This window comes from Phaeobacter sp. JH20_02 (genome assembly GCF_048056915.1).
GTDB lineage: Bacteria > Pseudomonadota > Alphaproteobacteria > Rhodobacterales > Rhodobacteraceae > Phaeobacter > Phaeobacter bryozoorum.
In genome coordinates this window covers 1-25,917 of sequence record NZ_JAYMVP010000004.1, presented here as the reverse complement: position 1 = coordinate 25,917, position 25,917 = coordinate 1, and the positions used below count along the sequence as shown (strand labels likewise).

At 64.6% G+C, this 25,917-nt stretch carries 16 protein-coding genes; 7 read left to right on the top strand and 9 right to left on the bottom strand.

Going from position 1 to position 25,917, the window contains the following annotated elements:
* Window positions 1-76: 76 nt before the first annotated feature.
* Genes dmpG through VWY34_RS01210 form a run of 3 tightly spaced genes read left to right on the top strand, consistent with a single transcriptional unit; the run spans window position 77 to window position 3,312 of the window.
* Complete coding sequence (dmpG, locus tag VWY34_RS01220) at window positions 77-1,105, top strand: 4-hydroxy-2-oxovalerate aldolase (protein WP_416537870.1); 1,029 nt, start codon at window positions 77-79, stop codon at window positions 1,103-1,105.
* Window positions 1,102-2,013, top strand: coding sequence for an acetaldehyde dehydrogenase (acetylating) (locus VWY34_RS01215; RefSeq protein ID WP_416535322.1), 912 nt, complete (start codon window positions 1,102-1,104; stop codon window positions 2,011-2,013). Before dmpG ends, VWY34_RS01215 begins: the two co-directional genes overlap by 4 nt.
* 57 nt (window positions 2,014-2,070) lie before the next feature.
* The gene (locus VWY34_RS01210) at window positions 2,071-3,312 is read left to right on the top strand and encodes an aminotransferase class I/II-fold pyridoxal phosphate-dependent enzyme (protein WP_416544831.1); all 1,242 of its coding nucleotides are present in this window, start codon (window positions 2,071-2,073) and stop codon (window positions 3,310-3,312) included.
* 49 nt (window positions 3,313-3,361) lie between these two features.
* Here VWY34_RS01210 and VWY34_RS01205 read toward each other — a convergent pair whose 3' ends face one another.
* From VWY34_RS01205 to VWY34_RS01195, 3 genes are all read right to left on the bottom strand, one after another.
* Window positions 3,362-4,579, bottom strand: coding sequence for an MFS transporter (locus VWY34_RS01205; RefSeq protein ID WP_416544830.1), 1,218 nt, complete (start codon window positions 4,577-4,579; stop codon window positions 3,362-3,364).
* A gap of 78 nt (window positions 4,580-4,657) precedes the next feature.
* A complete protein-coding gene (locus tag VWY34_RS01200; protein WP_340547793.1) occupies window positions 4,658-5,329 on the bottom strand; it encodes a response regulator transcription factor in 672 nt (223 codons plus the stop codon).
* A gap of 24 nt (window positions 5,330-5,353) precedes the next feature.
* Window positions 5,354-6,865: a sensor histidine kinase gene (locus tag VWY34_RS01195; RefSeq protein WP_416544829.1), complete on the bottom strand. Its 1,512-nt coding sequence runs from the start codon at window positions 6,863-6,865 to the stop codon at window positions 5,354-5,356.
* Between the two features lie 413 nt (window positions 6,866-7,278).
* Here VWY34_RS01195 and VWY34_RS01190 point away from each other — a divergent pair, with 413 nt between their 5' ends.
* From VWY34_RS01190 to VWY34_RS01180, 3 genes are all read left to right on the top strand, one after another.
* Window positions 7,279-8,133, top strand: coding sequence for a delta-class carbonic anhydrase (locus tag VWY34_RS01190; protein ID WP_416544828.1), 855 nt, complete (start codon window positions 7,279-7,281; stop codon window positions 8,131-8,133).
* A 94-nt stretch (window positions 8,134-8,227) separates the two neighbouring features.
* Entirely contained in the window at window positions 8,228-10,837 is a 2,610-nt protein-coding gene (locus tag VWY34_RS01185; protein WP_416544827.1) for a cation-translocating P-type ATPase, read from the top strand.
* A 44-nt stretch (window positions 10,838-10,881) separates the two neighbouring features.
* Window positions 10,882-11,595: a VIT1/CCC1 transporter family protein gene (locus VWY34_RS01180; protein WP_416535344.1), complete on the top strand. Its 714-nt coding sequence runs from the start codon at window positions 10,882-10,884 to the stop codon at window positions 11,593-11,595.
* 58 nt (window positions 11,596-11,653) lie between these two features.
* On the opposite strand, the gene VWY34_RS01175 is transcribed toward VWY34_RS01180, so the two are convergent.
* From VWY34_RS01175 to VWY34_RS01160, 4 genes are all read right to left on the bottom strand, one after another.
* Window positions 11,654-12,460, bottom strand: coding sequence for a formate/nitrite transporter family protein (locus tag VWY34_RS01175; RefSeq protein WP_416544826.1), 807 nt, complete (start codon window positions 12,458-12,460; stop codon window positions 11,654-11,656).
* 120 nt (window positions 12,461-12,580) lie between these two features.
* Entirely contained in the window at window positions 12,581-13,705 is a 1,125-nt protein-coding gene (locus tag VWY34_RS01170) for an ABC transporter permease (protein ID WP_340547799.1), read from the bottom strand.
* Window positions 13,706-16,396, bottom strand: coding sequence for a ribosome-associated ATPase/putative transporter RbbA (gene rbbA, locus VWY34_RS01165; RefSeq protein ID WP_416544825.1), 2,691 nt, complete (start codon window positions 16,394-16,396; stop codon window positions 13,706-13,708).
* Window positions 16,393-17,388, bottom strand: a complete 996-nt coding sequence (locus VWY34_RS01160) for an HlyD family secretion protein (RefSeq protein ID WP_416544824.1) — start codon at window positions 17,386-17,388, stop codon at window positions 16,393-16,395. Before VWY34_RS01160 ends, rbbA begins: the two co-directional genes overlap by 4 nt.
* A 172-nt stretch (window positions 17,389-17,560) precedes the next feature.
* Here VWY34_RS01160 and VWY34_RS01155 point away from each other — a divergent pair, with 172 nt between their 5' ends.
* Window positions 17,561-17,965, top strand: coding sequence for a c-type cytochrome (locus VWY34_RS01155; protein ID WP_416535331.1), 405 nt, complete (start codon window positions 17,561-17,563; stop codon window positions 17,963-17,965).
* Window positions 17,966-18,103: 138 nt separating this feature from the next.
* Here VWY34_RS01155 and VWY34_RS01150 read toward each other — a convergent pair whose 3' ends face one another.
* Both VWY34_RS01150 and VWY34_RS01145 read right to left on the bottom strand, forming a co-directional pair.
* Window positions 18,104-19,228 (bottom strand): Gfo/Idh/MocA family protein, encoded by a 1,125-nt coding sequence (locus VWY34_RS01150; protein WP_416544823.1) that lies wholly within the window; start codon window positions 19,226-19,228, stop codon window positions 18,104-18,106.
* Between the two features lie 336 nt (window positions 19,229-19,564).
* Window positions 19,565-25,750: a DUF4347 domain-containing protein gene (locus VWY34_RS01145; RefSeq protein WP_416544822.1), complete on the bottom strand. Its 6,186-nt coding sequence runs from the start codon at window positions 25,748-25,750 to the stop codon at window positions 19,565-19,567.
* Window positions 25,751-25,917: the final 167 nt, after the last annotated feature.

The window sequence follows — 25,917 nt, the reverse complement described above, 5'->3', positions numbered from 1 at the left end:
ACCGGCCTGCGGCCCCCTGATCATCGCCTCAAATCAACGTCCCATGAAATCAAGTCCCATGACAAGGAGCCAGACCATGGCCATTGCCATTCACGACCCTACCCTGCGCGACGGCAATCATGCCATCGCCCATGCGCTGAGCCTTGACGATATTGCCGCCTATTGCCGGACCGTGGATGGCTGCGGCCTGGCGGTGGTCGAGGTCGGCCATGGCAACGGGCTGGGGGCCTCCTCGTTGCAGCTGGGCATGGCGCGCCATGCCGATATAGAGATGCTGGAAACCGCCCGCGCCAATCTCAGCCAGACCAAGCTGGGCATTCATGCGATCCCCGGTTTTGCCAAGATCTCGGACATCAAATCGGCCATCGGCGCCGGGGTGGATGTGTTCCGCATCGCCTCGCATTGCACCGAAGGCGATTTGACCCAGAGCTACATCGAATATGCCCGCAGCCAGGACAAATATGTTCAGGGCGTGCTGATGATGACCCATATGGCGCCTGCGGATGTGCTGCTGGCGCAGGCGCGGCGGCAGGTGTCCTATGGCGCCAATGCCATTGTCCTGATGGATTCCGCAGGCAATTACGACCCCCGCGACACAAGCGAGAAGATCGGCGTTCTGGCGGCTGAGCTGGAGGTGCCGGTGGGGTTTCACGCGCATAACAATCTGGGACTGGCGATTGCCAATTCCATTGCCGCCGCCGAAGCGGGCGCAACCATTCTGGATGGTACCATGCGCGGGTTTGGTGCCGGGGCCGGCAATACCCAGCTGGAGGTGCTCTGTGCGGTGCTGGAGCGCTACGGGTTTCAGACCGGAACCGATGTCTTTGCGCTCTGCGAGGCGGTGGAAGCGCTGCCCGAGCTGCCGCCGGTGCAGCGGCGCACCATCGTGGGCACCTCTAACCTGATCAGCGGCATCTACGGCGTCTGTGCCGGTTTTGAAAAACATGTGACCCGCGCGGCGCAGGATTTCGGCGTTGCACCACGGTTCATCTACGAAGAGCTGTCGCGCTGCAACGCCGTGGCCGGGCAGGAGGATCTGATCATCTCGGCGGCGGCACGGCTGGCCCGGACGGCGGCACCCGCATTGGAAGGAGTGGACGCATGAAACTGAGAACCGCCATCATAGGCAGCGGCAATATCGGCTGTGACGTGCTGTGCAAGGTGCAGCGTTCCGCGCTGCTGGAGTGCACCCTGTTTGCCGGGCGCAATGCGGCATCGCCGGGGCTGGCGCTGGCCCGAAGCCGTGGCATCCCGGTGACCGATCGCGGGGCGGAGGGGCTGTTTGCCGCGCTCGACAGTTTTGATCTGGTGTTCGATGCCACCTCCTCGGCGGCGCATCAGGCCCATGCCCCGGCTTTGCAGGCTGCGGGCAAGGTGCTGATCAACCTGACCCCGGCTCCCAATGGTGCGCTCTGCGTGCCGTCGCTGAACGGCGATGCGCTGCTGGCGGCGGGCAATATCAACATGATCACCTGCGGCGGGCAGGCCTCGATCCCGATTGCCCAGGCGATGACGGCGGCGAACCCGGAGATCCACTATCTGGAGGTGGTGTCCTCGATCAGTGCCGAAAGCGCGGGGCCGGCCACGCGGCTGAACCTCAATCACTATATCGAAACCACCGAAGATGCGCTGCGGCAGTTCACCGGCTGCAACCGGGTGAAGGCGATCCTGAACATCAACCCGGCAAAGCCGAACGTCTATATGCAGACAGCAATCTCCGCGCTGGCAGAGCAGCATGATCTGGAGGCCACCCGGAGCGCTATCGCCGGGGCGGTGGCGCGGTTGCGCGCGGCGGTGCCGGGCTATGACGTGATCGTTGAGCCGCATGTTACCGGGGATCGGCTGTTCACCATGGTGCGGGTCACCGGGGCCGGAGATTATCTGGATCCGTCGGCGGGCAATCTGGATATCATCACCGCCGCCGCCACGCGGATGGCCGAGGCCATTGCCCGTGACCGCACCGCGCGGGACAGCCACCCGCCGGTGGCGCAGCCGATGGAAAGCGTGGCCTGATGCGCATGTCGGAGTTCCGGCGCTGTGGCGCCGCCATCGCAGGCCGGGGAGGTTGCCATGCCTGATCTGCCCGCGCTTCACCGCGACACGCCCTTCTGTCCGATTCTGGCGCTGGCCGGACGGATCCAGAGCCGCCCTGACCCGGTGGTCGATTTCTCTATCGGGGTGCCCAATTTCACACCGCCGCAGCGGGTTTACGAGGCGGCGATTGCCGCGATCCGTGCCGATCGCTGCCGCTATGGTCCGAGCCGGGGCGAGGCCGGGCTGATCGAGGCCTATCTGCACTATCTGGCTCAGCTGGGGCTGGATCAGTTCGGCGTGGAGAATATTGCTGTGGGACAGGGCGGCAAGCATCTGCTTTATGCGCTGTTTCAGGTGCTGTTCCAGCCCGGCGATACCGTGGTCATCCCGGCGCCCTGCTGGCCGACCTATTTCGACATTGCCCGGCTCAGCGGGGTTGAGGTGCGCACGCCCTATTGCGGGCTGCATCAGGGGTACAAGCTGGACCCCGCGACGCTGGAGGCGGCCTTGGGTGGGCGGCCTCGGGCGCTGGTGCTGAACAACCCGTCCAACCCCACCGGCGCGGTCTACAGCAGATCGGAGCTGGCGGCGCTGGCCGAGGTGCTGCGGCGCCATGATGTGTGGATCATCAGCGACGATGTCTACCAGCGCTTTGTCTATGCCGACGAGCCGTGCCCGCATCTGCTGGAGATCGCGCCCGATCTGGCGTCGCGGATCATCAAGGTGGACAGTATTTCAAAGCTATACGGGATGCCGGGATGGCGCGCGGGTCTGCTGGCTGCGCCAACGGAGGTGGCGGCGGCGGTTGCCACGCTCAACAGCAACTCGATCTCCAATATGCCGCCGGTGGTGGCCGCTGCCGCGGCGGAGGCGCTGGCGGGCGATCAGGGGTTCTCGCAGCGGATGACCGAGGGCTACCGGATGCGGCGGGATCTTCTGCTGACGGCGTTTGACAGCGCACCGCAGATCCGCTGTGCCCGCCCCGGTGGGGCATTCTACCTGTTCCCCGATATCTCGCGGGTCTTTGGCACCCTGCACCGGGGGCGGATGATCAGCACCGATGAGGATCTCTGCAATCTGCTGCTGGAAGAATATGGCGTGGCTGCTGTTCCCGGTCGTCATTTTGGCGCGCCGGACAATATCCGGCTGTCCTATGCCATCGACGCGGATCAGGTTCGGCTGGGCGCCAGTCAGATCCTGCGGTGCCTGGCAGAGCTGGAGGACACAGCGGCAGCGCGGCACACCGCCCGGCCGCCGGTGATGGAAGTCGTTTCCTGATCTGGCCGGAGTGGGCTGGCCGTCGCAGGTCAGCCTACCCCCGCGGGCATCAGTCCAGCCGCAGCCGGAGCGCGGCATAGACCAGCAGGAGGCCGCAGCAGCTGGCGGAGATCAGGAAAGGCGCGCGCAGGGCGAGGTCGCGGCCAAGCTCCGGTTCCAGCAGCGCCACGACGGCACCGCCCGTCAGCGCGCCAAGCGGCATCGAGCCCCAGCCAAAGCAGCGGTAGATGCTGTTCACCCGGCCCAGCAGTTCGGAGGGGATGCGGCGCTGGCGCCAGGAGACGGTGATCACGTTCCAGACCATCGCCGCCGCCATCACGCCAAACATCGCCAGCGCCATGATGATGCCGCTGCTGCTGACACCGATCAGCGCATAGCCAACCGCCCAGCCCGCAATCGACAGGTAAAGGCAGGGCTGCACCCCGATCAGGCGGCTGAGGTGCGGTGCAATCAGGCTGCCGGTCACAGCACCAAGGGCGGCAACCGACAGGACAAACCCGTATTCGGTAGGGCCGAGGCCAAGCACCTCCTGCGCGAAAAGCACCTCTACGGTGATGGTTGCGGTGGCGAGGAAATTGGCGATGCCAAGCACGACGGCCAGCCGCAGCAGCAGCCCATCGCCGCGCATGAAGGTGATGCCCTGCATCAGCGCCTTGCCAAAGCTCTGCTGCACCGGCGCGCGCGGCGACAGGCTGATCAGCCAGACAAAACCGGCCGCCAGCACCAGCACGATCACATCCAGTCCAAAGGGAATTGCGATGCCGACCGCGATCAGCAGGCCGGCGAGCGGCGGCCCGATGAACTGGCCGGTGAGCTGTTCGACGGTCCACATCTGGCCATTTGCCGCCTCAAGATCGGAGCTGGCAACGATATCGGGCAGGATGGTCTGGGCGGCATTGTCGCGGATCACCTCCGCCGCGCCAAGGAGGAAGGCCAGGCCAGCCAGCGCCCAGATGGCACCGGCCGTCGGTGCGCTGAGCGCGAGCATGAGGATGGCGAGCACGATCACGGCGCGCAGCAGGTCGGCGCGGGCTATCAGCTTGCGCCGGTCGGCCATATCCGCGATCACCCCGGCGGGCAGCGCAAAGAACAGCCAGGGCAGGCGACCGGCTGCGGCCACGGCGGCAATCGCCACCGGATCGCGGGTCATCAGCGTTGCCAGCCAGGGCAGCGCCAGCAGGATGAACCCATCGCCGAGGTTGGTCAGCGCCCCGGCTGTGAACAGCAGCCGGTAATTGCGGTTACGAAGCAGGAGCGGGGAGGCCATGGTGGGGATGCCCTGAGGTTGTTCCGGTCCGGCGATACTAGCGCGCAGGGGCCGCGCTGTCACGGCTGCCGGTGCCGCTCAATCGAGCCGATACCCGGCGCCGCGCAGGGTCACGATGGCGTCACCTTCGGGGCCGAATTTCTTGCGCAGGCGGCCGATATAGACATCAACGATATTGGTCATCGGGTCCGACTGTGTGCCCCAGACCGCATTCAGAATGCGTTCCCGGCTGAGGGCGCGGCCAATGTTCTTGATCAGCAGCACGGCCAGTTCGCGCTCCTTGCTGGAGAGCGCGACCGGGCGGCCGTCGACGTAGAATTCCAGCGCGCGGGGATCAAAGGAGAGGCCGCGATGGGTGATCACCTCATCGTCGGGTGTGCTCCCATAGCCGACCCGGCGGCGATGCAGCGCCTCCAGCCTTGCGACCAGCTCCTCAAAATCGAAGGGTTTGGGCAGGTAGTCGTCGGCACCGATGCGCAGGCCCGCGACCCGTTCGTCGGTTGAATCCAGCGCGGTGAGCATCAGAACAGGGGTGGTATTGGCGCGGGCGCGCATCCGCTGGCAGACCTCGATGCCGGAGATCCCCGGCAGCATCAGGTCGAGGATCACAACATCAAAGTCGCGTGTTTGCAGGAACCCCAGCGCCAGTTCGCCATCCACCACGTGCTCGACGCTGAAGCCCTCAGCCTTCAGCCCCCGGCGTATGAAATCGGCTACGCGCTCTTCATCCTCTACAAGCAGAATATTCATCAGCCGTTCTCTGGCGTCCTGTAACTATGGGTCGGCATCCGTGGAGATCGTCAGCACAACCGTTGTGCCCCCCGTTGGGCGATCAAAGATCCGCGCCGAGCCGCCGTGGGCCTCGGCGATGGAGCGCACGATCGGCAGACCAAGGCCCAGCCCTTCGATATAGCGGCCGCTGGCGTTGGAGCCGCGAAAGAAGCGCTCGAAGGCCAGTTCCTTTTCCGCGTTATCCACGCCCGGCCCGTCATCGGACACCGCAATCTCAACGATATCGCCATGGGTCTGAAGGGTGACGGCGATCATGTCGCCGCCGTGGTATTTGGCATTTTCCAGCAGGGCGAGCACGGCCTGACGGATCCGCTGGCCATCGGCGATGACGATCACCTTGTCGCGCTGCGGCTCAAAGCCCACCTCGGCCCCGCAGAGTGCGATCACCTCGTGGATCAGCCTGATCAGATCGACGGGTTTCCTGACCAGTTCAAGCGAGCCGGATTCCTTGCGCGCGATGAACAGAAGGTCGCTGATCAGATTGGCGGTGTGATTGGCGGCCAGCCGGGTCTTGGTCAGGGCGTCCTTGTATTCCTCGACGGTTTTGTCGGCGCCGCGCAGCGCCACGTCACTTTCGCCCTGAATGACGGTCAGCGGGGTGCGCAGCTCATGGCTGACATCTGCCAGCAGCTGGCGGCGGTTCTGTTCGGATTTTCGCGCCTCGGTCAGCAGTTTTTCCAGCGTTTCGGTACGCTGGCGGACGGCCTGTTCCAGTTCCTCGTTCTGGGTGGTCAGGTTTTTGGTGCGGGCCGAGACCACTGCGGACATTTCATCCAGAACGCCGGCGATTTCCGACAGTTCGCTCCGCCCCGGCAGGGCGATCCGGCTGGAAAAATCCCCGGCCGCAAATTGCCGCACACCACCCAGAAGCTGTCTTAACGGGCGGGTGAATTCGCGGCGAAAGACAATCAGCGCGATGGCGGTGATGCAGAGAAAGGCCACCGCCAACCCAAAGGAGATCATGCGCACCAGCGCCATCTTTGCGCTGGCTTCGGCCTCGGCTCTGGAGACTTCCTCCTGCTCTTCGGTGAGCGCCGTTGAGATCAGCGTTCGGAAATCTTCCTTGATGTCTTCGTTGAGGGCCAGCGACACCTCGCGCCAGTCGCCACCGATGCCATCTGCGGCCTCGCGCGACTGCGCCCGCCGGTAAAGGTCGAGGATGTCGTCAATGATCTCCTCAATCTTGTCCAGCAGCATCAGCTCCGCCAGCTCCTCGTCGCCGACCAGCTCGATTTCCTGCTCAATGGCGGCGCGAATATTGGTGATATGGGTCTGAAGGCGGTTGGAAATATTGGTGATATCCGCCACCTGCCCGGTGTCATCGGCCAGCAGCAGATCGCCAAAACGCTTGAACAGAAGATAGGTGTCTGCCGCCAGTTTCAGATGGTGTTCAAAGGAGGTGTGAGCCAGCGAAATGCGGTAATTGTGCAGATCGCTTTGTCTGGCGGCCCAGACCGCAACTGACACACTGGCAGCGGCTGCCAGCAGTACCACGGCCGCGAAAATATTGACAATATGCACTATTTTCATTGGTCGAGGTGGTCCCGTCGTTGTGGGTCGGGCTGCCAATTGCGAGGTCAGCCGGTGCGGGGTTTGGGTTGGCTACGCACCGGCTGACCATAACCCTGTCAGGGCCGCCAGTGGTAGAGTTAGTTTGCAGCAATGACAGCGTCCTGTCGAAATCATGAACAACAGATGAACGAATGCGCCGCCAAGGGCTGCCGACCGGCCATGGTGCGTTCATCTCCCGTTCATATGCGGTCTTGGCTCCGTTCACAGTCCAGACAGTCACCTGTTGCCTGCCATGGTTAAAAAGGCATCGGGTGCCTTTTTTCCTTCCCGTTGTGACCGGGACGCGATTGCGGCGGATGAACCCGGCACCGGCCCGGCAGAGGAAAGGACACGGGATGACCATTCAGAGAGTACTGGCGGCCGTCGCCGGGGCAGCGCTGACTGTCGCGACACTGGCCCATGCGGCGGATCAGGTCGGTGCCAGCGTGATCGACGCGCAGCGGCGGGCGCTGGCAGAGGCGGTTGCGGATCAGGGATTTGGCCCGCAGTCGCCGCGTGATCTCAGCTCGGCGGTGGGATCGAACAAGCGCGATTTTGCATTTGCGCCACCCGCCAGCCGAATGAACCTCTGCAACATCCATTTCCACGAAAGCGCAGAGCACAAGGGTGGTGAATTCACCAAATATGCCGGACATGGCGATGGTCAGGGCTATGGCACCGGGTATCTTTATTCAGGCGAGCTGACAGCGGCCGAGGTGGCCCCCTATGCCCGTCCGGTTGGCAGCACCGACCATGGCGCACTGGCGCCCGGTGACACGATCGAGGTGCATTATGTCTACAGCACGGCGCAGGTGGGACCGGGGCCGACGCTGGGATCCTGTCTGGATGTCGCCACGCTGAACCCGCAGCTGCGGGTCGAAACTCAGGTGATGGTGCTGGTCAATGATCCTGCCGCGCTGGATTTCATGAGGCTGACCAAACATGAGTTTGTCGATGGCTATCATCAGGCAATCCATATTCCGCAGGATATGGGTACGCCGGTGCAATATACCGGATCGACGACCGGTCCGGCCTATAATGAGACCGGCTCTCCCGTGCAGGTCACCTGGAGCGTTCGCCCCAAGGTGGCCAAGGTGAGCATTGCCTCGGTGGAGGCATGGTTGGGCGACAATGCCTTTGACGAAGATCATGCCCATGGCGTGCGCACCCTCGTGGTCAATCCCGATCTGCTGTCGCCGATGTCCCGCTAGGAGCTGGACCTGCGGCACCACAGCAGTTGCCCGAAGGGTGCGGAGTGCGGCAGGCTGGGGCAGCAGCCTGTGGCGGCTGCGGAGGGCAGAGCGGATGGAACACCCGGTTCAGGACAATGGTCGCGGGCGGCTCGGCGGGCTGACGCGGCAGCAGGCGGAGGCGGCGCGGCGTCAATACGGATGGAATGAGCTGCCGCAGGGCAAACGCACCGGGCCTTTGCGGGTGTTCCTGCGCCAGTTCAGCAATTTCCTGGTGCTGATCCTGATTGCCGCCGGGATCATCGCCTTTGCGCTTGGCGAATATGCCGACACGCTGGCGATCGGGCTGGTGATCGGGCTGAACGGGATCCTGGGCTTTGTGCAGGAATGGCGGGCGGAGACTGCGCTGGAAAGCCTGCGCAGCCTGCTGTCGCCGCAGGCGCTGGTGGTGCGCGACGGGCGCGAGCAGGTGATTGCGGCGCGCGAGCTGGTGCCGGGCGATCTGATCATTCTGGAGGCCGGCGCCCGGGTGCCTGCCGATGCGCGCCTGCAGGAATCTGCCGGGCTATCGTTGGATGAGAGCGCGCTGACCGGGGAATCGGTTCCGGTGGACAAGGCGCCCGGCACAGAGACGGCAGAGGTGTTTGCCGGCACGGTGGTGGCGGCGGGCCGCGCGCTGGCGGTGGTCACGGCGACCGGCGCGCGCACCGCCTTTGGCGAGATCGCATCGCTGACCGGATCGGTGGGGCTGAAGAAGACAAACCTGCAGGTGCAGCTGGGCCGTCTGGCGCAGCAGCTGGGGTTTGCGGCGCTGGGTGTTTCCGCCGCTATTCTGGCGCTGGGGCTGTATATGGGGCGGGACGCGGCGGAGATGTTCATGACCGGCCTGTCGCTGTCGGTGGCGATGGTGCCGGAGGGGCTGCCCGCGGTGGTCACCATCACCCTGGCCCTGGGGGCGGCGGCGATGGTGCGGCAGAAAGCTTTGGCGCGGCGGTTGCAGGCGGTGGAGACGCTGGGTGCGGCCTCGGTCATCTGCACGGACAAGACCGGCACCCTGACGGAAAACAAGATGACCGTGACCCGGGTCTGGACGCTGGACCGCAGCTATCAGGTGACCGGCACCGGCTATGATCCGGCAGGCCATATTGCCCATGGCGGCACGGTCACCGGCGCGCGGGAGGACGCGGTGCTGGCAGAGCTGCTGGCGGCGGGGCTGACCTGCACCCATGCCAGCCTGCACCGCGAGGGGGATCATTGGCAGATGACCGGCGCCCCGACCGAGGGCGCGCTGGTGACCCTCGGCTACAAGGGCTGGGCAGCGCTGCCGCCGCCGGATGCGGTGCTGGCGGAGATCCCCTTCAGCAGCGAGCGCAAGCGGATGAGCGTGCTGGCGCGCAGCGGCAGGGTCCTGACCAAGGGCGCGCCGGAGCAGGTTCTGGGCCTCTGCACAGAAGTTTTGACGCAGGATGGCCCGCGGAAGCTGGGCGCAGGGGAGGCGGCCGCCATCACCGACGCCTATGAGGCAATGGCGGCAGAAGGGCTGCGGGTGATCGGCCTGGCAGCCGGGGCGGCGCAGGGCGGAGAAATCCGCGAGGAGGACATGACCTTCCTCGGGCTGGCGGGGCTGATCGACCCGCCGCGGCCGGAGGTGCGGGACGCCATCGGCGCGGCCCGGTCGGCGGGTATCCGGGTGATCATGATCACTGGCGACAGCCCGCTGACTGCCAAGGCGATTGCGGCCCAGCTGGGGCTGCCTGCCGGAAAGACCCTGACCAGCGATGCGCTGGAGGCGCTGGAGGATGCGGAGCTGGACCGGATCCTGCAGCAAGATGTGCTGTTTGCCCGCACAAGGCCCGCCCACAAGATGCGGATCGTCTCGGCCTTGCAATCGCAGCATCAGATCGTGGCGATGACCGGCGACGGGGTGAACGACGCGCCGGCCCTGAAACAGGCCGACATCGGGGTTTCAATGGGGGTGCGGGGCACGGATGTGGCCAAGGATGCCTCTGACCTGGTGCTGCTCGATGACAATTTCGCCACCATCGTGCGGGCGATTGGCGAGGGGCGGCGGCAGTTCGCCAATGTGCGCAAATTCGTGCGCTACCTCTTGTCCTCCAACGCGGGCGAGGTGATTGCGCTCTTGATCAACATCCTGATCGGCGGGCCGCTGATCTTTCTGGCGACGCAGATCCTGTGGATGAACCTTGTGACCGACGGGGTCACGGCGGTGGCGCTGGGGCTGGAGAAGGGCGAGCCGGACCAGATGGAGCACCCGCCGCGCCAGAAAGACACGCCGATCCTGGGCAAGGCCGGGCTGCTGAGCATTCTGGCGCTGGGGCTTTATACCGGGCTGGCCAGCCTGTGGCTGTTCCTGCATCTTTTGGACGGCAACGAGGATCTGGCCCGCACCGCCGCCTTTACCGCCATGGTGGTTTTTGAGAAGGCGAGCGTCTTTGCCTTCCGCTCCTTGCATCTGCCGTGCTGGCGGATCGGGGTGTTCAGCAATCCGCTGCTGCTGGCGGCGCTGGTGGTGACCATCGGAGCGCAGGTGGCGGCGGTCTACTGGCCGCCCTTGCAGGTGATGCTGCACACGGTGCCGCTGCAAGGGGAGCACTGGGGGCTGATCGCGCTGCTGGTGCTGCCCATCCTGCTGGTGCCGGAGGTGTTGAAAACCCTGCGTTATCTCAGTGGTCAACGCCAGCGGAGGGCAGTGGCGGCAGCTTGACCTCCGTCAAGGCGGCGGGGGCCACTCCGGGGCATCCTGCGGGCATGGAGAAGGATCACGGTCACAGCAAGGACGACATCGCGCGGCGGCTTGCGGGCAGCAATGGCACCGGGCGGCTCAGGGATGCGGTTTATGGTGGCATTGACGGCGCGGTCACCACCTTTGCGATTGCTGCGGGGGTAGAGGGCGCGGGATTTTCCCCTGCGGTGATCATCGCCCTTGGCATTGCCAACGTACTGGCGGACGGGTTTTCCATGGCTGCGGCCAATTATCTGGGGACCAAGGCGGATCTGGACGACCGGCGGCGTCTCTACGAGGTGGAAAAGCGTCATATTCGCCAGTACCCGGAGGGCGAGCGCGAGGAGCTGCGCCAGATCTTTCAGGAGCTGGGGCTGAGCGGCGACGTGCTGGAGGGCGCGGTGGCATCGGTGACCGCCAAGCCGGAGAAATGGATCGCGCTGATGCTGACCAGCGAATATGGGCTGGCGCCGGCAGAACCCAACCCGGTGGCGGCGGCGCTGACGACTTTTGCGGCGTTCATGGCGGCGGGCATCGTGCCGCTTCTGCCGTTCATTCTTGGGCTGCCCGATCCGTTCCTGACCGCCGCGCTGGCCACCGGGGCGGTGTTTTTCGGCATTGGCGCCAGCAAGAGCGTCTGGTCGCTGGCGCCCTGGTGGAAATCCGGGCTGGAGACATTGGCAATCGGTTCCTGCGCCGCTGCTGTCGCCTATCTGGCAGGCAGCCTGTTCCGGGTCTGACCCGCAGCAACGGGGCGGCGGCGCCCGCGCGCGCTATGGCTTTCAGGGTGCTGCGGCTTCAGCGGCTTTGCACGGGTGGCTTCTGCGTGGTGCCCCCGAGGAAGGCGAACCAATAGGCCAGAGCGACGCCGCCCGCGCCGCCCACGATATTGCCCAGCGTGACCCAAAGCAGGTTGGCGGCCGCTGCGACAAGCGGGACATCGGCCCCTGCGGCCCAGCCTTGCGGGAAGAAATACATATTGGCGATGGAGTGTTCGAGCCCCAGCAGCACAAAGGCGGTGATCGGCCAGAGGATGGCCAGAACCTTGCCCGCAGCGGTGCGGGCGGCAAAGGACAGCCAGACGGCTAGGCAGACCAGCGCATTGCACAGCGCGCCGCGCATAAGGGCCTCAAGCGGGGTCAGCCCGGCCTTCGCCTCGGCGATGCCGACGGCGGTTGTGCCCATCGCACCATCCAGCAGCCCGGTCACGGCAAAGGCGGCCGCCAGCCCGGCTGCGCCCGCGAGATTGCCGAGATAGACCACGCCCCAGCTGCGCAACAGCAGGCGCAGCGAAATCCTGCGGTCCACCGCGGCGATCACCATCAGCACGTTGCCGGTGAACAGCTCCGCCCCGGCAATCACCACAAGGATCAGCCCAAGCGAGAACACCGCGCCACCCAGCACGCGGAGCGGTCCGGTCACAGGGGCCGCACCTGCGAGGGTCATCGTATAGGCCGCCGCCCCAAATCCGATAAAGGCGCCCGCCAGCATCGCCAGCACGAACATCTGGGGCAGCGGCAGCCGCGCCTTGGCGGTGCCGGCGGTTTCCACCAATGCGGCGATTTCGGCGGGTTTATAGGCGTCAAAAGTGGGCGTATTGGTCATCTGTCGGCTCCGGCAGTTATGGGGGCATGGGCGGGGCAGCGGCCGCACCAGTAGATCATTCCCGCTGGCCGCTGCCATGATCCCGATCAAGGTGCCACAACGGGCAGGCAACCGGGCGCGCTATCGGTCCTGCGCCACCGAGCGGCGGAACAGCAGCAGGCTGGTGGCCAGCAGCGCGGCGCCCAGCAGCGCCATCCACAGGAACTCCGGCCAGACGGTTTCAACCCCTGCGCCCTTGAACACGATGGCCTGGCTCGCGGCCATGTAATGGCGCGAGGGCAGCAGGGTGGTGATGGCCTGCAACCAGTCCGGCTGGCTTTCCACCGGGGTTTCGCCGCCCGACAGCATCAGCATCGGCAGGATCGTGAGCATCACCAAGAGCGCAAACTGCGCCATCGAACGCGCGACCGTGGCCAGAAACACCCCTAGCGCGGTGGCGGTGAACAAAAACAGCGCGGTGCCGCAGAGGAAGAGAATCTTTGACCCGGCAATGGTGATGCCCAGCACCCCCTGCATCACAAAACCCAGCGACAGCGCCCCCGCAACCAGCACCACGGCAGCGTTGGCCCAGATCTTCGCCACCGCGATGTCAAAGGGCGACAGCGGCATCGCCAGCAGGTGTTCAATGGTGCCGTGCTCGCGTTCGCGGATCATTGCCGCGCCGGTCAGGATCGTGGTCAGCCACATGATCTGGCCGATCAGCGCGTTGATGCCGGCAAAGCGCATGGTGTCGCGGTTTGGGTTGAAGGCGCTGCGGATGATGATGCCAAGGGGCTGCGGCTGGGCCAGATCGGCGCCGATGGCAAAGCGGCGGATCTCGGCGCTGAGAATACTGGTGATGTAATGGACGCCAATGCCCGCCTGTTCCATCGCGGTGGCGTCGATCAGCACCTGGATTTCCGGCACCCGGGCGGCGCGCAGGTCTTTTTCGAACCCGGGCGGCACGGCGACCACGAACAGGAAATCGCCCGCATCCATCCGGGCGGCGCCGGTGCCGGGTTCGATCTGCACCACCGGCTGGAATTCGGGCGGAAAGAACGCCTCCGCCAGGGTGCGCGACAGGGGCGAGTTGTCCTCATCCGCAAAGGCGATCGAGGCGTTGTTCACCGAGGTTGCCACGCCCGTTGCCTCCATCACCGGCGACAGGGTGAAGGACCAGACCAGAAGCGCCATCATCACCCAGTCGCGGCGCAGGCTCATCATCTCCTTGAGGCCGAGCCAGACTATGCGGGACAGGCGCTGCATCTACTTCTCCTGCGCCCTGAGCGCCAGCGCGGCCAGCAGGGTGAACACCGGACCGAAGCAGGCGAGTGCCAGAATATCGGGCAGCAGCGCCTCCCAGCCCAGCCCCTTGGTGAAGGCGCCCACGTTCAGATGCAGAAAATAAGACGACGGCCATAATGAGCCGATGACCTGCGCGCCGCCCTCCAGCGTCGAGACCGGCTGCAACAGGCCGGAGAACTGGATCGTCGGCACCACCGAGGCGATGGTGGTTGCAAAAGTGGCTGCCACCTGGCTGGAGGTCATGGTGGCGATCAGCAGCCCGTAGGAAGTCGCAGCCCAGACATAGAGCAGCGCGCCGAGGGCCAAGGGCAGCGGATCGCCCTTGAGCGGCACCCCGAAGACCGCGATGGTCATTGCCGTCAGCAGCAGGAAGTTCAGATAGGCAATCACGATATAGGGGATCTGCTTGCCGATCAGGAACTCAAACCGGGTGGTCGGGGTGACGTAGAAATTGGTGATCGAGCCCAGCTCCTTTTCCCGCGCGACGCTGACCGCCATCAGCACGGCGGGCAGCATGATCAGCAGGATCGCGGGCATGGCCGGGGCCATTGCGGCGATGCTCTCAAAGCTCTGGTTGTAGCGGAATCGCGGCTCTATCCGGGCGATTTCGGGCTGGCGGGTGCCGCTGGCGGCGGCCTGTGCACTGAGGAAGGACTGATGCAGCCCGGCAGCGTAGCCCTCCACCGTCTCTCCCTTGAAGGGGATGGCGCCATCGACGATGGCGAGCACCTCTGTCGGCTCATTTGTGCGCAGCTTGCGACCAAAGTCAGGAGGCAGTTCGATCACCAGCGAGACCTCGCCCGAGACCAGCCGGCTGCGCCCTTCGGCAGCGCTGGACAGCGGCGGGGTGGGGCGGAAGTAGCGGGAGCCGGAAATCTCCGCCAGATAGGCGCGGCTTTCGGGGCTTTGCGACAAATCGAGCGCGGCATAGTCCAGCTCATCTATGTCGAGCGAAATGCCGAAGCAGAACACCAGCATCAGGATCAGCGAGCCGAGGAAGGCAAAGGCGAGGCGCACCGGGTCGCGCAGCACCTCAACCGTTTCGCGCCGGGCATAGGCCAGCGCGCGGGTGGGGCCGCCTGCGGCGCTGCCCGTTGTCTGAACCGCTGTTTGCGGAGCGGAGACCGGGGGCGGCGGATCAGCGGCCTTCAGAATGGCGATGAATGCCTCCTCGAGGGTGGCCGCAGCCTTCGCCGCCATCAGCGCCTTGGGTGTGCCCTCGGCCAGAACCTTGCCCGCGTGCATGAAGGACACCCGGTCGCAGCGTTCCGCCTCGCCCATGAAATGGGTGGAGACGAAGATCGTCACGCCCTCGTTGCGCGACAGCTCGACCAGCAATGCCCAGAACATGTCGCGCGCCTCTGGATCAACGCCGGAGGTCGGCTCGTCCAGGATCAGTACGCGTGGGCGGTGGATCACCGCAACCGCCAGCGACAGGCGCTGCTTGATGCCCAGCGGCAGGGCGGCAGCAAGGGAGGAACGATGTGCCGCAAGGCCGAAGCGCTGCGTCAGCTCCGCAATCCGGGCCGCGCGGTCGGGAATTGCAAAGATGCGGGCGTGCAGCTGCAGGTTCTGCTCGACGGTCAGTTCGCCGTAGAGCGAAAACGCCTGGCTCATATAGCCGATCTCGCGGCGCATGGCGCGGTTCCTGGCATCCACCGGCCTGCCGAACAGCTGCGCCGCGCCGGAGCTGATGGGCAGGAGGCCGGTCAGCATCTTCATGGTGGTCGACTTGCCGCAGCCGTTGGAGCCGAGAAAGCCGAAGATCTCACCGCGCCTTATGCTGAAATCGACGCTGTCCACCGCCACGAAATCGCCAAAGCGGCGGGTGAGACCGCGCGCGGTAATCACCGGCTCGCCACTATGTGCTGCTGGTGTTGGGTGTGGAACCGGCGGCGGGCTGCCCTTTGCCCGCAGCTGGCGGTAGGCGGTTTCCAGATCACCGGTCCGGCCCTTCAGCTTATCCGGCGAGCCCTGGAACAGCACGCGGCCTGCATCCATGGCGACAATCCAGTCAAAGCTCTGCGCCTCCTCCATATAGGCGGTGGACACCAGCACGGTGAGGCCGGGGCTGGTGTCCCGGATGGCACCGATCAGCGCCCAGAACTGGCGGCGCGACAAGGGATCAACGCCGGTGGTCGGTTCATCGAGCACCAAGAGTTTCGGGTCATGGATCAGGGCGCAGCAGAGGCCCAGCTTCTGCTTCATGCCGCCCGACAGCTTGCCCATGAGCCGGTCGGCAAAGGGTGCGAGCCCGGTCGCAGACAGCAGCGATGCAATCCGCGCCTCCCGCTCTGCCGCCCGCTGCCCGAACAGGCGTGAGAAAAATTCGAGGTTTTCGCGCACGGAGAGTTCGGGGTACAGATTGCGGCCCAGCCCCTGCGGCATGAAGGCAATGGCCGAGCAGATGCGGCGCCGGTGGGCGGCGTCAGCGATCGGGCCGCCCAGCACGTCTATCGACCCGGCCTGCAATTTCTTGGCACCGGTGATCAGGCTCAGAAGGGTGGATTTTCCGACGCCATCCGGCCCGATGAAGCCCACCAGCTGACCGGGCGGCAGATCCAAGGTGATGTCATCCAGCGCGATATGCCTGCGGTAGCGATGAGAGACCTTGGCGATGCGGATGCCGGGGGTGCCTGCGGCGGAGATCATTCGAACAGCTCAGCCGGGATGCGCCGGTCCAGCGCTTCGGGCCATTCCATCGCGGGGTCGAGCCGGATCACGGCGATGCCGCGCAGACCGGTTTTCACATGTTCGATCCGCGCTGCCACCAGATCCTGCGGGATGCGGACGCGGACGCGGAACACCAGCTGCTCCCGCTCGCTGAGGGTCTCGACCTGTTTTGGGGTGAACTGCGCCTCTGGCGAGACAAAGGTGACGGTGGCGGGAATGGCGTAACCGGGCAGCGCATCCAGCACGATGCGGGCCTCGGCGCCGATCGGCAGAAGCCCGGCCTCGCGGGCGGGCAGGAACACTTCCATATAGATGTTTTCCAGACTGAGAAGCGTCAGGATCGGCCCGCCGGCGCCAACCACCTCGCCCGGTTCCGCCAGCCGGTAGAGCACCCGGCCCGGCATCGGGGCGATCAGCGTGCTGTCCTCGATCTGGGCGGCGATCCGGCGGACCTCGGCCTCTGCCGCCGCGATCCCGGCCTCGGCGGTGGCGACCCGCGCCTCTGCCGCGCCCAGCACCGCCTCGGCCACCGAATGGATGGTGTCGCGCTCCTCATGGAGGGTTTCGGAGATATTGCGCCCGGCCAAGAGCGCGGTGGCGCGCTCCAGCTCATGCTCGGCGCGGCGGTGCTCGCTCTGGCGTTGCACCACCAGCGCCTCTGCCTCGGCCCTGGTCTGGCGCGCCAGCGCGACTTCGGCGCGGGCCCGGTCATGCGTCGCCGCCAGCTCATCGGTGTCCATCACCACCAGCACATCGCCCGCCGCAACCAGACTGCCCTCAGCCGTCAGTACCTTGGCCACCCGACCCGCCCTTGCCGGGGCAATCTCCACCTGTTCGGCCTCGATCCGGCCATTGCCCTGCACGAAACCCTCCGGCAGCTCTGCGCCGTTTTCCGAAACAAACAGATACGCCGCAGCCGCCAGCAGCAGCGCGGCGGCGGCAGTCAGAAAAACACCCGTTGTTCTGGTCATGGCACAGCACCCCGATCCCGTTGCGTCCTTTGCGGAGCCTAGATGATCTGGGCATCGGCCACCTTGCGCTGGGTCAATCCGGCGGCTCGGGAATGCTGCTATGATCGGACGGCGGCCACCGGATAGACCCGGGACATGCGCCGCGGCAGGTTTGACACAAAGGAGAACAGCCATGCTGATGCGGCTCGCAGCGATACTGGCGATTGCGGCAGGACCGGTCTGGGCACAGGAGGCCGACAGCGATGAGGGCCGGGACTTGTTTCTGTATTTCTGTGCGGAGTGCCACGGAAAGGATGCTGCCAGCCTTGGCCCCATGGCCGAGATGATGGCGCTGCGCCCGCCGGATCTGACCCAGCTGGCGACGCGAAACGGCGGCGATTTTCCGGTTGAAGCCGTGGCCAGGCAGATCGACGGACGGCAACCGATTGCCGCCCATGGCGATATGCCGATGTTCGGCCCGACGCTGGACGAGGACAAATATGTCGCCCTTGCGCTGCCCAGCGGCCAGCCGATGATGGTGCCCCGGTCGCTCAGCAGTCTGATTGCCTATCTGCAAACGGTGCAGGACAAGCGCTGAGCAGCCGACTGACGGGCAGCGTCAAATATCAACATAACACAGATTATATGCTTTGATGCTGCGGCTCAGGAGGCGCAACGCCCCGCTTCGGCTAGTTCGCTGTCGGGGGGCATTGCATTGGTGGCGCGCTGATTGGGATTACCGGGTGACCCAGGAGCCGCCGTCGGCGGAGGACGCCTGAGCTGCGGAGATGAACCACATCCCATCCAGCCCTGCCTGAAGACCCGGCAGCATCGGATTGTCGGTGCGGCTTTCGATCACCTCGGCAATATCGGTGTAAAGCGTTGCAAACCCTTCCAGATACCCCTCTGGATGACCGGGCGGAACGCGGGTCCAGTCGGGTCCGATGCCAGCCCCGCCACGGGTCAGGATCTGCTTTGGTTCTCCAAAACGGGTGAAACTCATCTGATTGGGGTCCTCATGCCCCCATTCAAGACCACCCTTATCGCCGAAGATCCGCAGGCGCAGGCTGTTTTCGCAGCCAACGGCGATCTGGCTGGCCCAGATCATGCCACGCGCGCCGCCGTCGTAGCGCAGCAGGATATGGGCGTTGTCATCGACCCGGCGTCCCGGCCCGAAGCTGTGCAGCTCTGCCGAGAGCGCCTCCGGGGTCAGACCGCTGACAAAACAGGCAATGTTAAAGGCATGGGTGCCGATATCGCCAATGGCGCCTGCGCCGGACTGTGAGGGATCGGTGCGCCAGGCGGCCTGTTTGTGGCCGTCCTGTTCAATCGGATCGGTCAGCCAGTCCTGGGCATATTCCGCCTGCACCAGCCGGATCCGACCAAGATCGCCGCGCGCGATCATGGCGCGGGCCTGTCGCAGCAGCGGATAGCCGGTATAATTATGGGTCAGAAAAAACCGGGCGCTGCTGGCCTCCGCCGCCTGTCTGATCGCCTCGGCCTCGGCTGCGCTGGCGGCCAGCGGTTTGTCGCAGATCACATGAATGCCCGCGTTGAGAAAGGCGATGCTGGGGCCTGCGTGCAGATGGTTGGGTGTCACAATGGCAACCGCATCAATGCCATCGTCGCGCCGGGCCTCGGCGCGGGCCATCTCGTCATAGCTGGCGTAGCTGCGATCCGCGACGATCCCCAGCTCTGCGGCGCTGGCCATTGCGCGTTCCGGGTCTGATGACAGCGCGCCGGCAACCAGCTCAAACCGGTCGTCCATCCGGGCAGCAATCCGGTGCACCGCACCGATAAAAGCACCCTGCCCGCCCCCGACCATCCCCAGTCTGAGGCGCGTCCTGCGATCCGTCGTCATAGTCCCAGCATCTCCCGAATTGTCTTCCTGTCGCGTTCGCCGTCAGCACAAGCTCAAAGGCCGTGTCGGTGCCCTCGATCAGATGGCGCGTGAAAACGGGTGCGCCTTTTGGCAACCCGTTACTGTCGGCAATTTCAACCAGCACTCCGATACGAGCGCTGCCCAGCTGTCATAGCCCTATTGCCACCGTTTGGGAAATACTCCCGTAAAATCAACCGGCCTCTAGCACGGCCCTGTAGCACGGAGCGCGAAAGCGGCAGGCGCCGCTGACGGCCGAAGCGGCGCCGCTTGATGCGGTGGTCCGCCGGTCTGGCGGCGGCAGGGCGGTCCGGTTGCTCAGAACAGGAGGTCGGCGGTCTCCAGTTCGGCCCGCGTGACATCTATCAGGGTCAGGGTGCTGCCATCGGCAAAGGTAAAGACGAAATCATCCCCCGATTGCGCCCCGAAAGACAGCGCCTGGTCCCGGCTGGTGAAACCAAATTCGCGCAGGGTCAACTGGTCCTCCTGCGCGTCGAAATCGGCGATACGATCATTGCCGCGACCGCCGACAAAGATGAAGACGTCACTGCCCGCACCGCCGCGCAGCATATCGTCGCCCATACCGCCGTTCAGTGTGTCCCGACCCTCGCCGCCAGCAAGGCTGTCATTGCCGCTGCCGCCAAAGGCGCGGTCGTCCTGGGAGCCCATTGCGATCTGGTCGCTGCCGCCCCCGCCGTTCACGCGGTCGGCGCCGCCGCCAGCAAAGACGATATCATCGCCACGTCCCGCTCCGATCGTGTCGTTCCCGAGGCCGCCATAAACAGTATCGTCTCCAACGCCCCCCCGCAGCGTATCCTCACCCGTGCCACCGTGCATGAAGTCATTGCCGCTGCCGCCGTTCAAACGGTCATTGCCGTCGCCGGCGACCCCCCGGTCGTTCCCGGACCCTAGGAAGAGCTGGTCGTCCCCGTCGCCTCCGCGCAGCGTGTCCACACCGCTGCCGCCGCTCAGAAGGTCCTCGCCCCGGTTGCCGGTGATGCGATCATTGCCGCCGCCGCCGTTGATGGTGTCATTGAAGTTGGTGCCGCCGATGGAGTCATCGTCGTCGCCAGCCGACATATCCAGCGGCCTGCCGCCTGTTGATCCGCCTCCCGGCGCTGGCGCCGGGTTAACGTTGATCGTGACTACGGCCATATCTGACAAGGCATTGTCGGTACCGCCAGCAATCTGCACGCCGATCTGACGGTTGCCGTCGGTTGGCGCGCCGGCTGCGGTGTTGTCATATTGAAGGGCCCGCAGCAGGGTCTGGATCGTCGCGGGTGTTGCACCGGAGGTGAGGGTGATGACCAGATCTTCACCCGCGCCGCCGGTGCCGGTTGCCACGATGGTTCCGACGGGCACACCGCCGACGGAGACCACCGAGCCGTTGGCCTGACCGGCAGAGAGCGACACGGTGCCGCTGACATCGATGAGGAGCCGATCCTCGGCCTGCATCCCGCTCTCGAAGGAGACGGTCAGCGTGCCGGTATCAAAATCGGCGCTATCCGCGTCGCTGACAGTCAGGTCCCCCGCCACATCAAGAGCTGTGGCGCTGTCACCCTCGGTAAAGGTGAAACTGTCGCCGTCGAGATTGCCGATCACCGGAGGGGTGCCGGTCGCATTCAGGAGGAAGTTGACGCTGCTATCCTGATCGCCACCGTTGGCAGTGCCATCGGCATCATTCAGCGTCAGGGTGAAATCCCGCGCGCCGACCGTGGACGGGGCCTCATAGGTGATAGACCGGATCAGGGTCTGGATCGCCGCGTTGGTCGCATCGGCGGTGCTGAAGTTGATGGTCAGATCCGAACCGCCCTGCCCGTCATTGGTGATATCCACCGTGCCAATGGTCACGCCGTTGACCAGAACAGTCTCTCCTGCGGAAAGGCTGGCATCGCCTCCGGCAGTGACAATCGTGCCGTCAACGCCCCAATTGCCATTTGTGGTGCCTGAATTCTGCGAAATTGTCAGCTGGCCGCCGTTGTAATCGCTGGAATCGAGGTTGGACACCGTCACCGCGGACAAACCGCCAAGGCTCTGGGCGCCGGTTCCGACAACAACCTGGCTCGTCGCATGGTAGTGGGCATTGCCGATCACCGGGGCATCGTTCACCGGCAGCACGTTTACCGACGACGACAGCGTCAGCGGGGCGCTGTTGGCGTTGCTGCCGGTTGCACTGCCGCTGTCGGTCAGGCCGGTGATGGTGACAACACGGCTGCCCCCGGTCGGCGTTTCGGATGTGTTGCGATAGGTGATGGTGTCAACCAGCGTCTCGGCCGCGGCGGCGCTCAGCGTGCCGCCGGTCAGGGTGACGGTTGCGGTATTGCCCAAGACGGATACCGTCGCAGTCAGGCCGTTGCTCGCGGTGGTCAGCGTGTTGGCATCCGTCAGCGCCAAGACACTGCCGTCGATCGTCAGCACCTCCGCCGCGCCGTCGGCGATATTGGTGACCGTCAGGCTGAGAGTGGTCAGCGTCTGCCCCGCCTCGACGGTGTCGGTGCTGACGGTGTTGAACAGATCCGCTGCCGGGTCGCCTTCCACAAAATTCGGATTGCTGCCGGTTGCGACCAGCGTCGGCGCATCATCCGTGGCCGCGACGGTCACGGTCAGCGTCGCAGTGTCGGAGCTGATGCTGGTGCCGTCGGTGATGGTGAGACCCAGCGTCCGGTCATGGGTCGCCGGGTCATCGCTGCTGTTGTCGTAGGAGAGCGCGCCGACCAGCGTCTGCACCCGGGAGGGGGTCGCATTGGCGTTGAAATTGATGCCTAGGGTTTCATTGGCGCCGCCGGTCGCACCGTTGGCCAAGGTACCGATCACCACGCCGCCCACGCTGACGGAGGAGGCCGCTGTCTGCCCGGCAGACAGTGTGACGGAACCGCTGGTGTCGATCAGGAGGCGATCATTGGCGGTCTGTCCGCTTTGGAAGGCAAGGCTCAGTGTGCCGCTGCCCAGATTATTATCGGCATCGCTGATCGTGACATTGCCGCCGTTATCCAGCGCCACCGCGCCGAGGTTCTCGACAAAGGCGACGGTATCGCCGGCCAGATTGGCAACCACGGGTTTGTTGCCAAGGATCATCGAAAAATCGACCGAGGTGGACTGCGCGCCGCCATTGGCCGTGCCGTCGTTGTCATCCAGGCTGAGGGTGAAGGTCTGCGCACCGGTCCCGGCCGAGGCGCCCCAGGCGAGATTGCGGATCAATGTCTGGATTCGGGCATCGTCCGCATTGGCGGTGAGGTTGATTGCAAGCGTGTTGCCGCCCTGCCCGTTCTCGGTTGCATCGACGGTGCCAATGGTCACGCCACCAATCTGAATGGTTTCATTGGCCGCAATGCCCCCGTCACCGCCCGATATCACCGTTGTGCCGTCGACGGAGAAGCTGCCGCTTGCGGTGTTGTTGCTGTCCTTGTCGACAATCCGCAGGACGCCGCCGCTGTAATCGGGCGAATCTGCATTGGCGAGAGTGGCGTCGGCGCCAGCATCGATCAGCGCAGATGCGCCAGGTGTCAGGACGCCCTGATCCCCCGTCAGATTTGCCAGCACGGGAGCGTCGTTGACGGCGGTGATCGTGACCGTGCTTGTCACGGCCAGGGCGGCGGTGTCATCGCCGCTGTTTGCCGTACCGCCGCTATCGACAAGCTCGGTCACGGTGACCACGCGATTGGCGGTTGTTGTGGGATTATCTGATGTATTCCGGTAGGTTATACCATCTACGAGTGTTTGAAGCGCCGCAGGGCTGAGGGTGCCCCCGGTGGCGGTGATGGTGGCGGTGCTGCCGGTTACGGAGACGCTCACCGACAGGGAGTTGGCGGCACTGACAAGAGCGGTGCCATTTGTCAGGGCCACGTCGGTGCCGTCAAACACCAGTATTTCATCCGCGCCGTCGGCGATATTGGTGATGGTCAGGGTCAGGCCCGTGATCGTCTGTCCGGTTTCAACCGTGCCGGAGGTAACGCTGTTGAACAGGTCAACCGCCGCGCCGCCCTCAACATGGGTTGGGTTGCCGCCGGTAGCAGTCAGCGTTGGTTCGTCGTTGACGCCGGTATTGCTCACCGTGACCGAGCCGGTAGCGGAGGCGATCCCGCCGCTGCCCTGGCTGCCCACATTGCCGTCCGAGAAGGTCCAGTCCAACTGGACCGAGGCATCCGGGTCATTGCTGGTGTTGCTGTAGGTCACCCGCTGCAACACGTCGTTCACCAGAGCGGTTGTCGCCGGGGTGGCGAGGGAGGTGAAACTGATCGTCAGCGTACCGCCCACCTCGGCAAATGTCGCAAAGCTCTGCCCGCCGCTTTGCAGCATATTGCCGCTGACCGTGAACAGAGCCCCGGTCACATCAAAGCCGAAATCATCCTCGAGATCGGTGCCGCCGTTGCGGGCGATGGTCAGCGAGGCACCGCCGAAATCGCCATTGCCGCCATTCAGGCTGGCCAGTTCGGTGTCGGCAATGGTGGCGGTGCTGTCCAGAACCACGGCGCTGCCGCCTTCGACAAAGGTCGGCATGGCATCCAGACCGGCAAAGACCGGGGCGTCGTTGACGCTGGTGACAGTAATACTGGCGGTATCGCTGATGGCGGAAAACGCGCTTGTACCGCCGGTCACGCTGGCGTCCGCGACGCCGCCGGCAGAGCCGGTGGAGCGATCCCAGGCGCGGATGGTGATGGTGGCGGTGCCGGAATAATCCGCATCTGCCACAAAGCGGATCAGATGGGTAGCCGCCCCCGCCAGCGACCCGTCCAGCAGGCGCGCAGCGCTTGTTAGATCGACCGATGTGCCGGTGGTGGCGGTGAAATTCGTCCAGCTGGTTCCGTTGTCGAGGGAATATTGCCAGATCCCGTTGGTGTTATCGACCGCAGTCACCGCAATCGCTTCGACCGGGCTGCCATCGACATCGGTCACGCTGCCATCGGACACGATGCTGGCAACGCTGTCACCTGTGTTATTGGCGTTGTTGCTGGCGTCGTCGTCGCCATCAGCGGAGGAGCCATCGTCATCGCCTGCGTCCTCGGCAATGGTGCTGAGCACGGGCGACGCCGCAGCGTCGAGCACCGGCGCGTCATTCACCGCCGAAATGGTGATACTGACCGTATTGGCGCTGCCATTTGTGGTGCCGTCGTTGGGGGTGACGGTCAGAACCGCAGTAGTGGTGTCATTGCTGGCGGTGGTGTAGCGAAGTTTTGACGTGTCGTTCAGATAGGTATTGAGATCAGCGGCCGACCCCTGCAACGTCATCGACCCGGTGCCGGAATTTGCCACGGTCACACCGGCGGTTGTTCCGTTGCCATCGGTCGTGGCGATGGTGCCGCGATCCACGGCCAGGGTCAGGGTTATGGTATCGCCGTCGGCGTCAGATATATTGTAGGCCGACAGGTCAATCGCCGTCGCAACATCCTCTGTCGCAGTGTTATCTGGCGGTGTCCCGCCCAGCAGCGGGGCGTTATTGGCTGAAACCACGGCCGTGTCGACGGTCATGGTCAGGACCGCGAATTCCTGGAAACTGGGTTCATTGGTGTAATCGACCGCAATGCGTCGCACCGATCCCCAGGCTGCATCCGCGTCCCAGTCGCCGCTGCCGATGCTGTATGACACCAGTGCATTGGAACCGGCCGCAGCCCAGGTCAGCGTATCTGAGACGATTTCTGTCCCGCTGCTGTCAAAGCCACGGATGGTGAAAGTCTGTGAGGTGATGCTCTGCGCCCGGCCGAGCACCCGAAACCCCTCGAAACTGAAATCGCCATCACCGGCCAGCTGAAATCCGTTGCTGTCATCGTTGTAGAAGGCACCGTCCATTGCGCCGATGGTCCCGCCCTCGACAGCGCCCACCGCCAGGTTCTGCGCGCCGCGCATGTTCAGATTGGTGAAGGTGCTTGAACCCTCGCTGCCGTCACCAAAATCAAGCGTCAGCGTCAGCCCGGGGAAATCCGCGATCCCGTCGCTGCCATCGGCCCAGGCGTCCTTGTTGTTGCCGCCATTTGTATAGTTGCCGTAGTTCAATACAGTGGACAGAACTGCCGGATAGGCCGCCTGCGCCACTGCCGAAATCCCGATCGGGGTTGAGATCGCGCCGATCTGCATCTCCAGATCCCAGTCGCCGCCCAGCTCGGCAGCGCCGGTCAATGTCCGCGATGCGGCAACATTCGCGCCGGTCGCCTCGGCCAGGGCAGCAACGAAGGCTTCGCCTTTGGCAGTTGCCGCCACCTCGCAGCCATAAAGCAGGATATCACCACCGGGATGCAGCGCCCGGCGCAGGACCTCCATCACCTCAGGGTACCGGGCGAGCGTGGCCTCGGTCACGGTTTCGTCACCGATTAGCAGCGCGCCGTCTTCGCCGTGGGACATGATATGCAGCGCCGACAGACCGCGCACTGCGCTGAGGGCCTCTGCGATCTGACGCAGGCCGGACCCGTTGCGGGTCAGATAGATGACGGTTGCGTCATCCGGCAGATCGAGATGCAGGGTCTGACAGTGGTCGACGGCGGAATCAAAAACGAAATACTGGGTATCAATCATCTGAGCGCTCTGAGATTAAAGCTTACAATCCAAAGGTATGATCAGTCGTCTTGCTCAACCTATAGGATATCGAGGTTAATCAATCGGTAATGGCCAAATTATGTGGCGGGCTTATTAAAGATTTCTTGCATCCAATATGCCAATCGTGGGGGGCGATGACTTTTTTT

What these genes read in the sequence shown, in the direction of transcription:
- VWY34_RS01205 (WP_416544830.1), bottom strand. Translation starts at nt 4,579, where the DNA reads ATGGCCTCCCCGCTCCTGCTTCGTAACCGCAATTACCGGCTGCTGTTC.
- dmpG (WP_416537870.1), top strand. Translation starts at nt 77, where the DNA reads ATGGCCATTGCCATTCACGACCCTACCCTGCGCGACGGCAATCATGCC.
- VWY34_RS01215 (WP_416535322.1), top strand. Translation starts at nt 1,102, where the DNA reads ATGAAACTGAGAACCGCCATCATAGGCAGCGGCAATATCGGCTGTGAC.
- VWY34_RS01160 (WP_416544824.1), bottom strand. Translation starts at nt 17,388, where the DNA reads ATGACCAGAACAACGGGTGTTTTTCTGACTGCCGCCGCCGCGCTGCTG.
- VWY34_RS01150 (WP_416544823.1), bottom strand. Translation starts at nt 19,228, where the DNA reads ATGACGACGGATCGCAGGACGCGCCTCAGACTGGGGATGGTCGGGGGC.
- VWY34_RS01210 (WP_416544831.1), top strand. Translation starts at nt 2,071, where the DNA reads ATGCCTGATCTGCCCGCGCTTCACCGCGACACGCCCTTCTGTCCGATT.
- VWY34_RS01170 (WP_340547799.1), bottom strand. Translation starts at nt 13,705, where the DNA reads ATGCAGCGCCTGTCCCGCATAGTCTGGCTCGGCCTCAAGGAGATGATG.
- VWY34_RS01175 (WP_416544826.1), bottom strand. Translation starts at nt 12,460, where the DNA reads ATGACCAATACGCCCACTTTTGACGCCTATAAACCCGCCGAAATCGCC.
- VWY34_RS01190 (WP_416544828.1), top strand. Translation starts at nt 7,279, where the DNA reads ATGACCATTCAGAGAGTACTGGCGGCCGTCGCCGGGGCAGCGCTGACT.
- VWY34_RS01200 (WP_340547793.1), bottom strand. Translation starts at nt 5,329, where the DNA reads ATGAATATTCTGCTTGTAGAGGATGAAGAGCGCGTAGCCGATTTCATA.
- rbbA (WP_416544825.1), bottom strand. Translation starts at nt 16,396, where the DNA reads ATGATCTCCGCCGCAGGCACCCCCGGCATCCGCATCGCCAAGGTCTCT.
- VWY34_RS01180 (WP_416535344.1), top strand. Translation starts at nt 10,882, where the DNA reads ATGGAGAAGGATCACGGTCACAGCAAGGACGACATCGCGCGGCGGCTT.
- VWY34_RS01145 (WP_416544822.1), bottom strand. Translation starts at nt 25,750, where the DNA reads ATGATTGATACCCAGTATTTCGTTTTTGATTCCGCCGTCGACCACTGT.
- VWY34_RS01155 (WP_416535331.1), top strand. Translation starts at nt 17,561, where the DNA reads ATGCTGATGCGGCTCGCAGCGATACTGGCGATTGCGGCAGGACCGGTC.
- VWY34_RS01185 (WP_416544827.1), top strand. Translation starts at nt 8,228, where the DNA reads ATGGAACACCCGGTTCAGGACAATGGTCGCGGGCGGCTCGGCGGGCTG.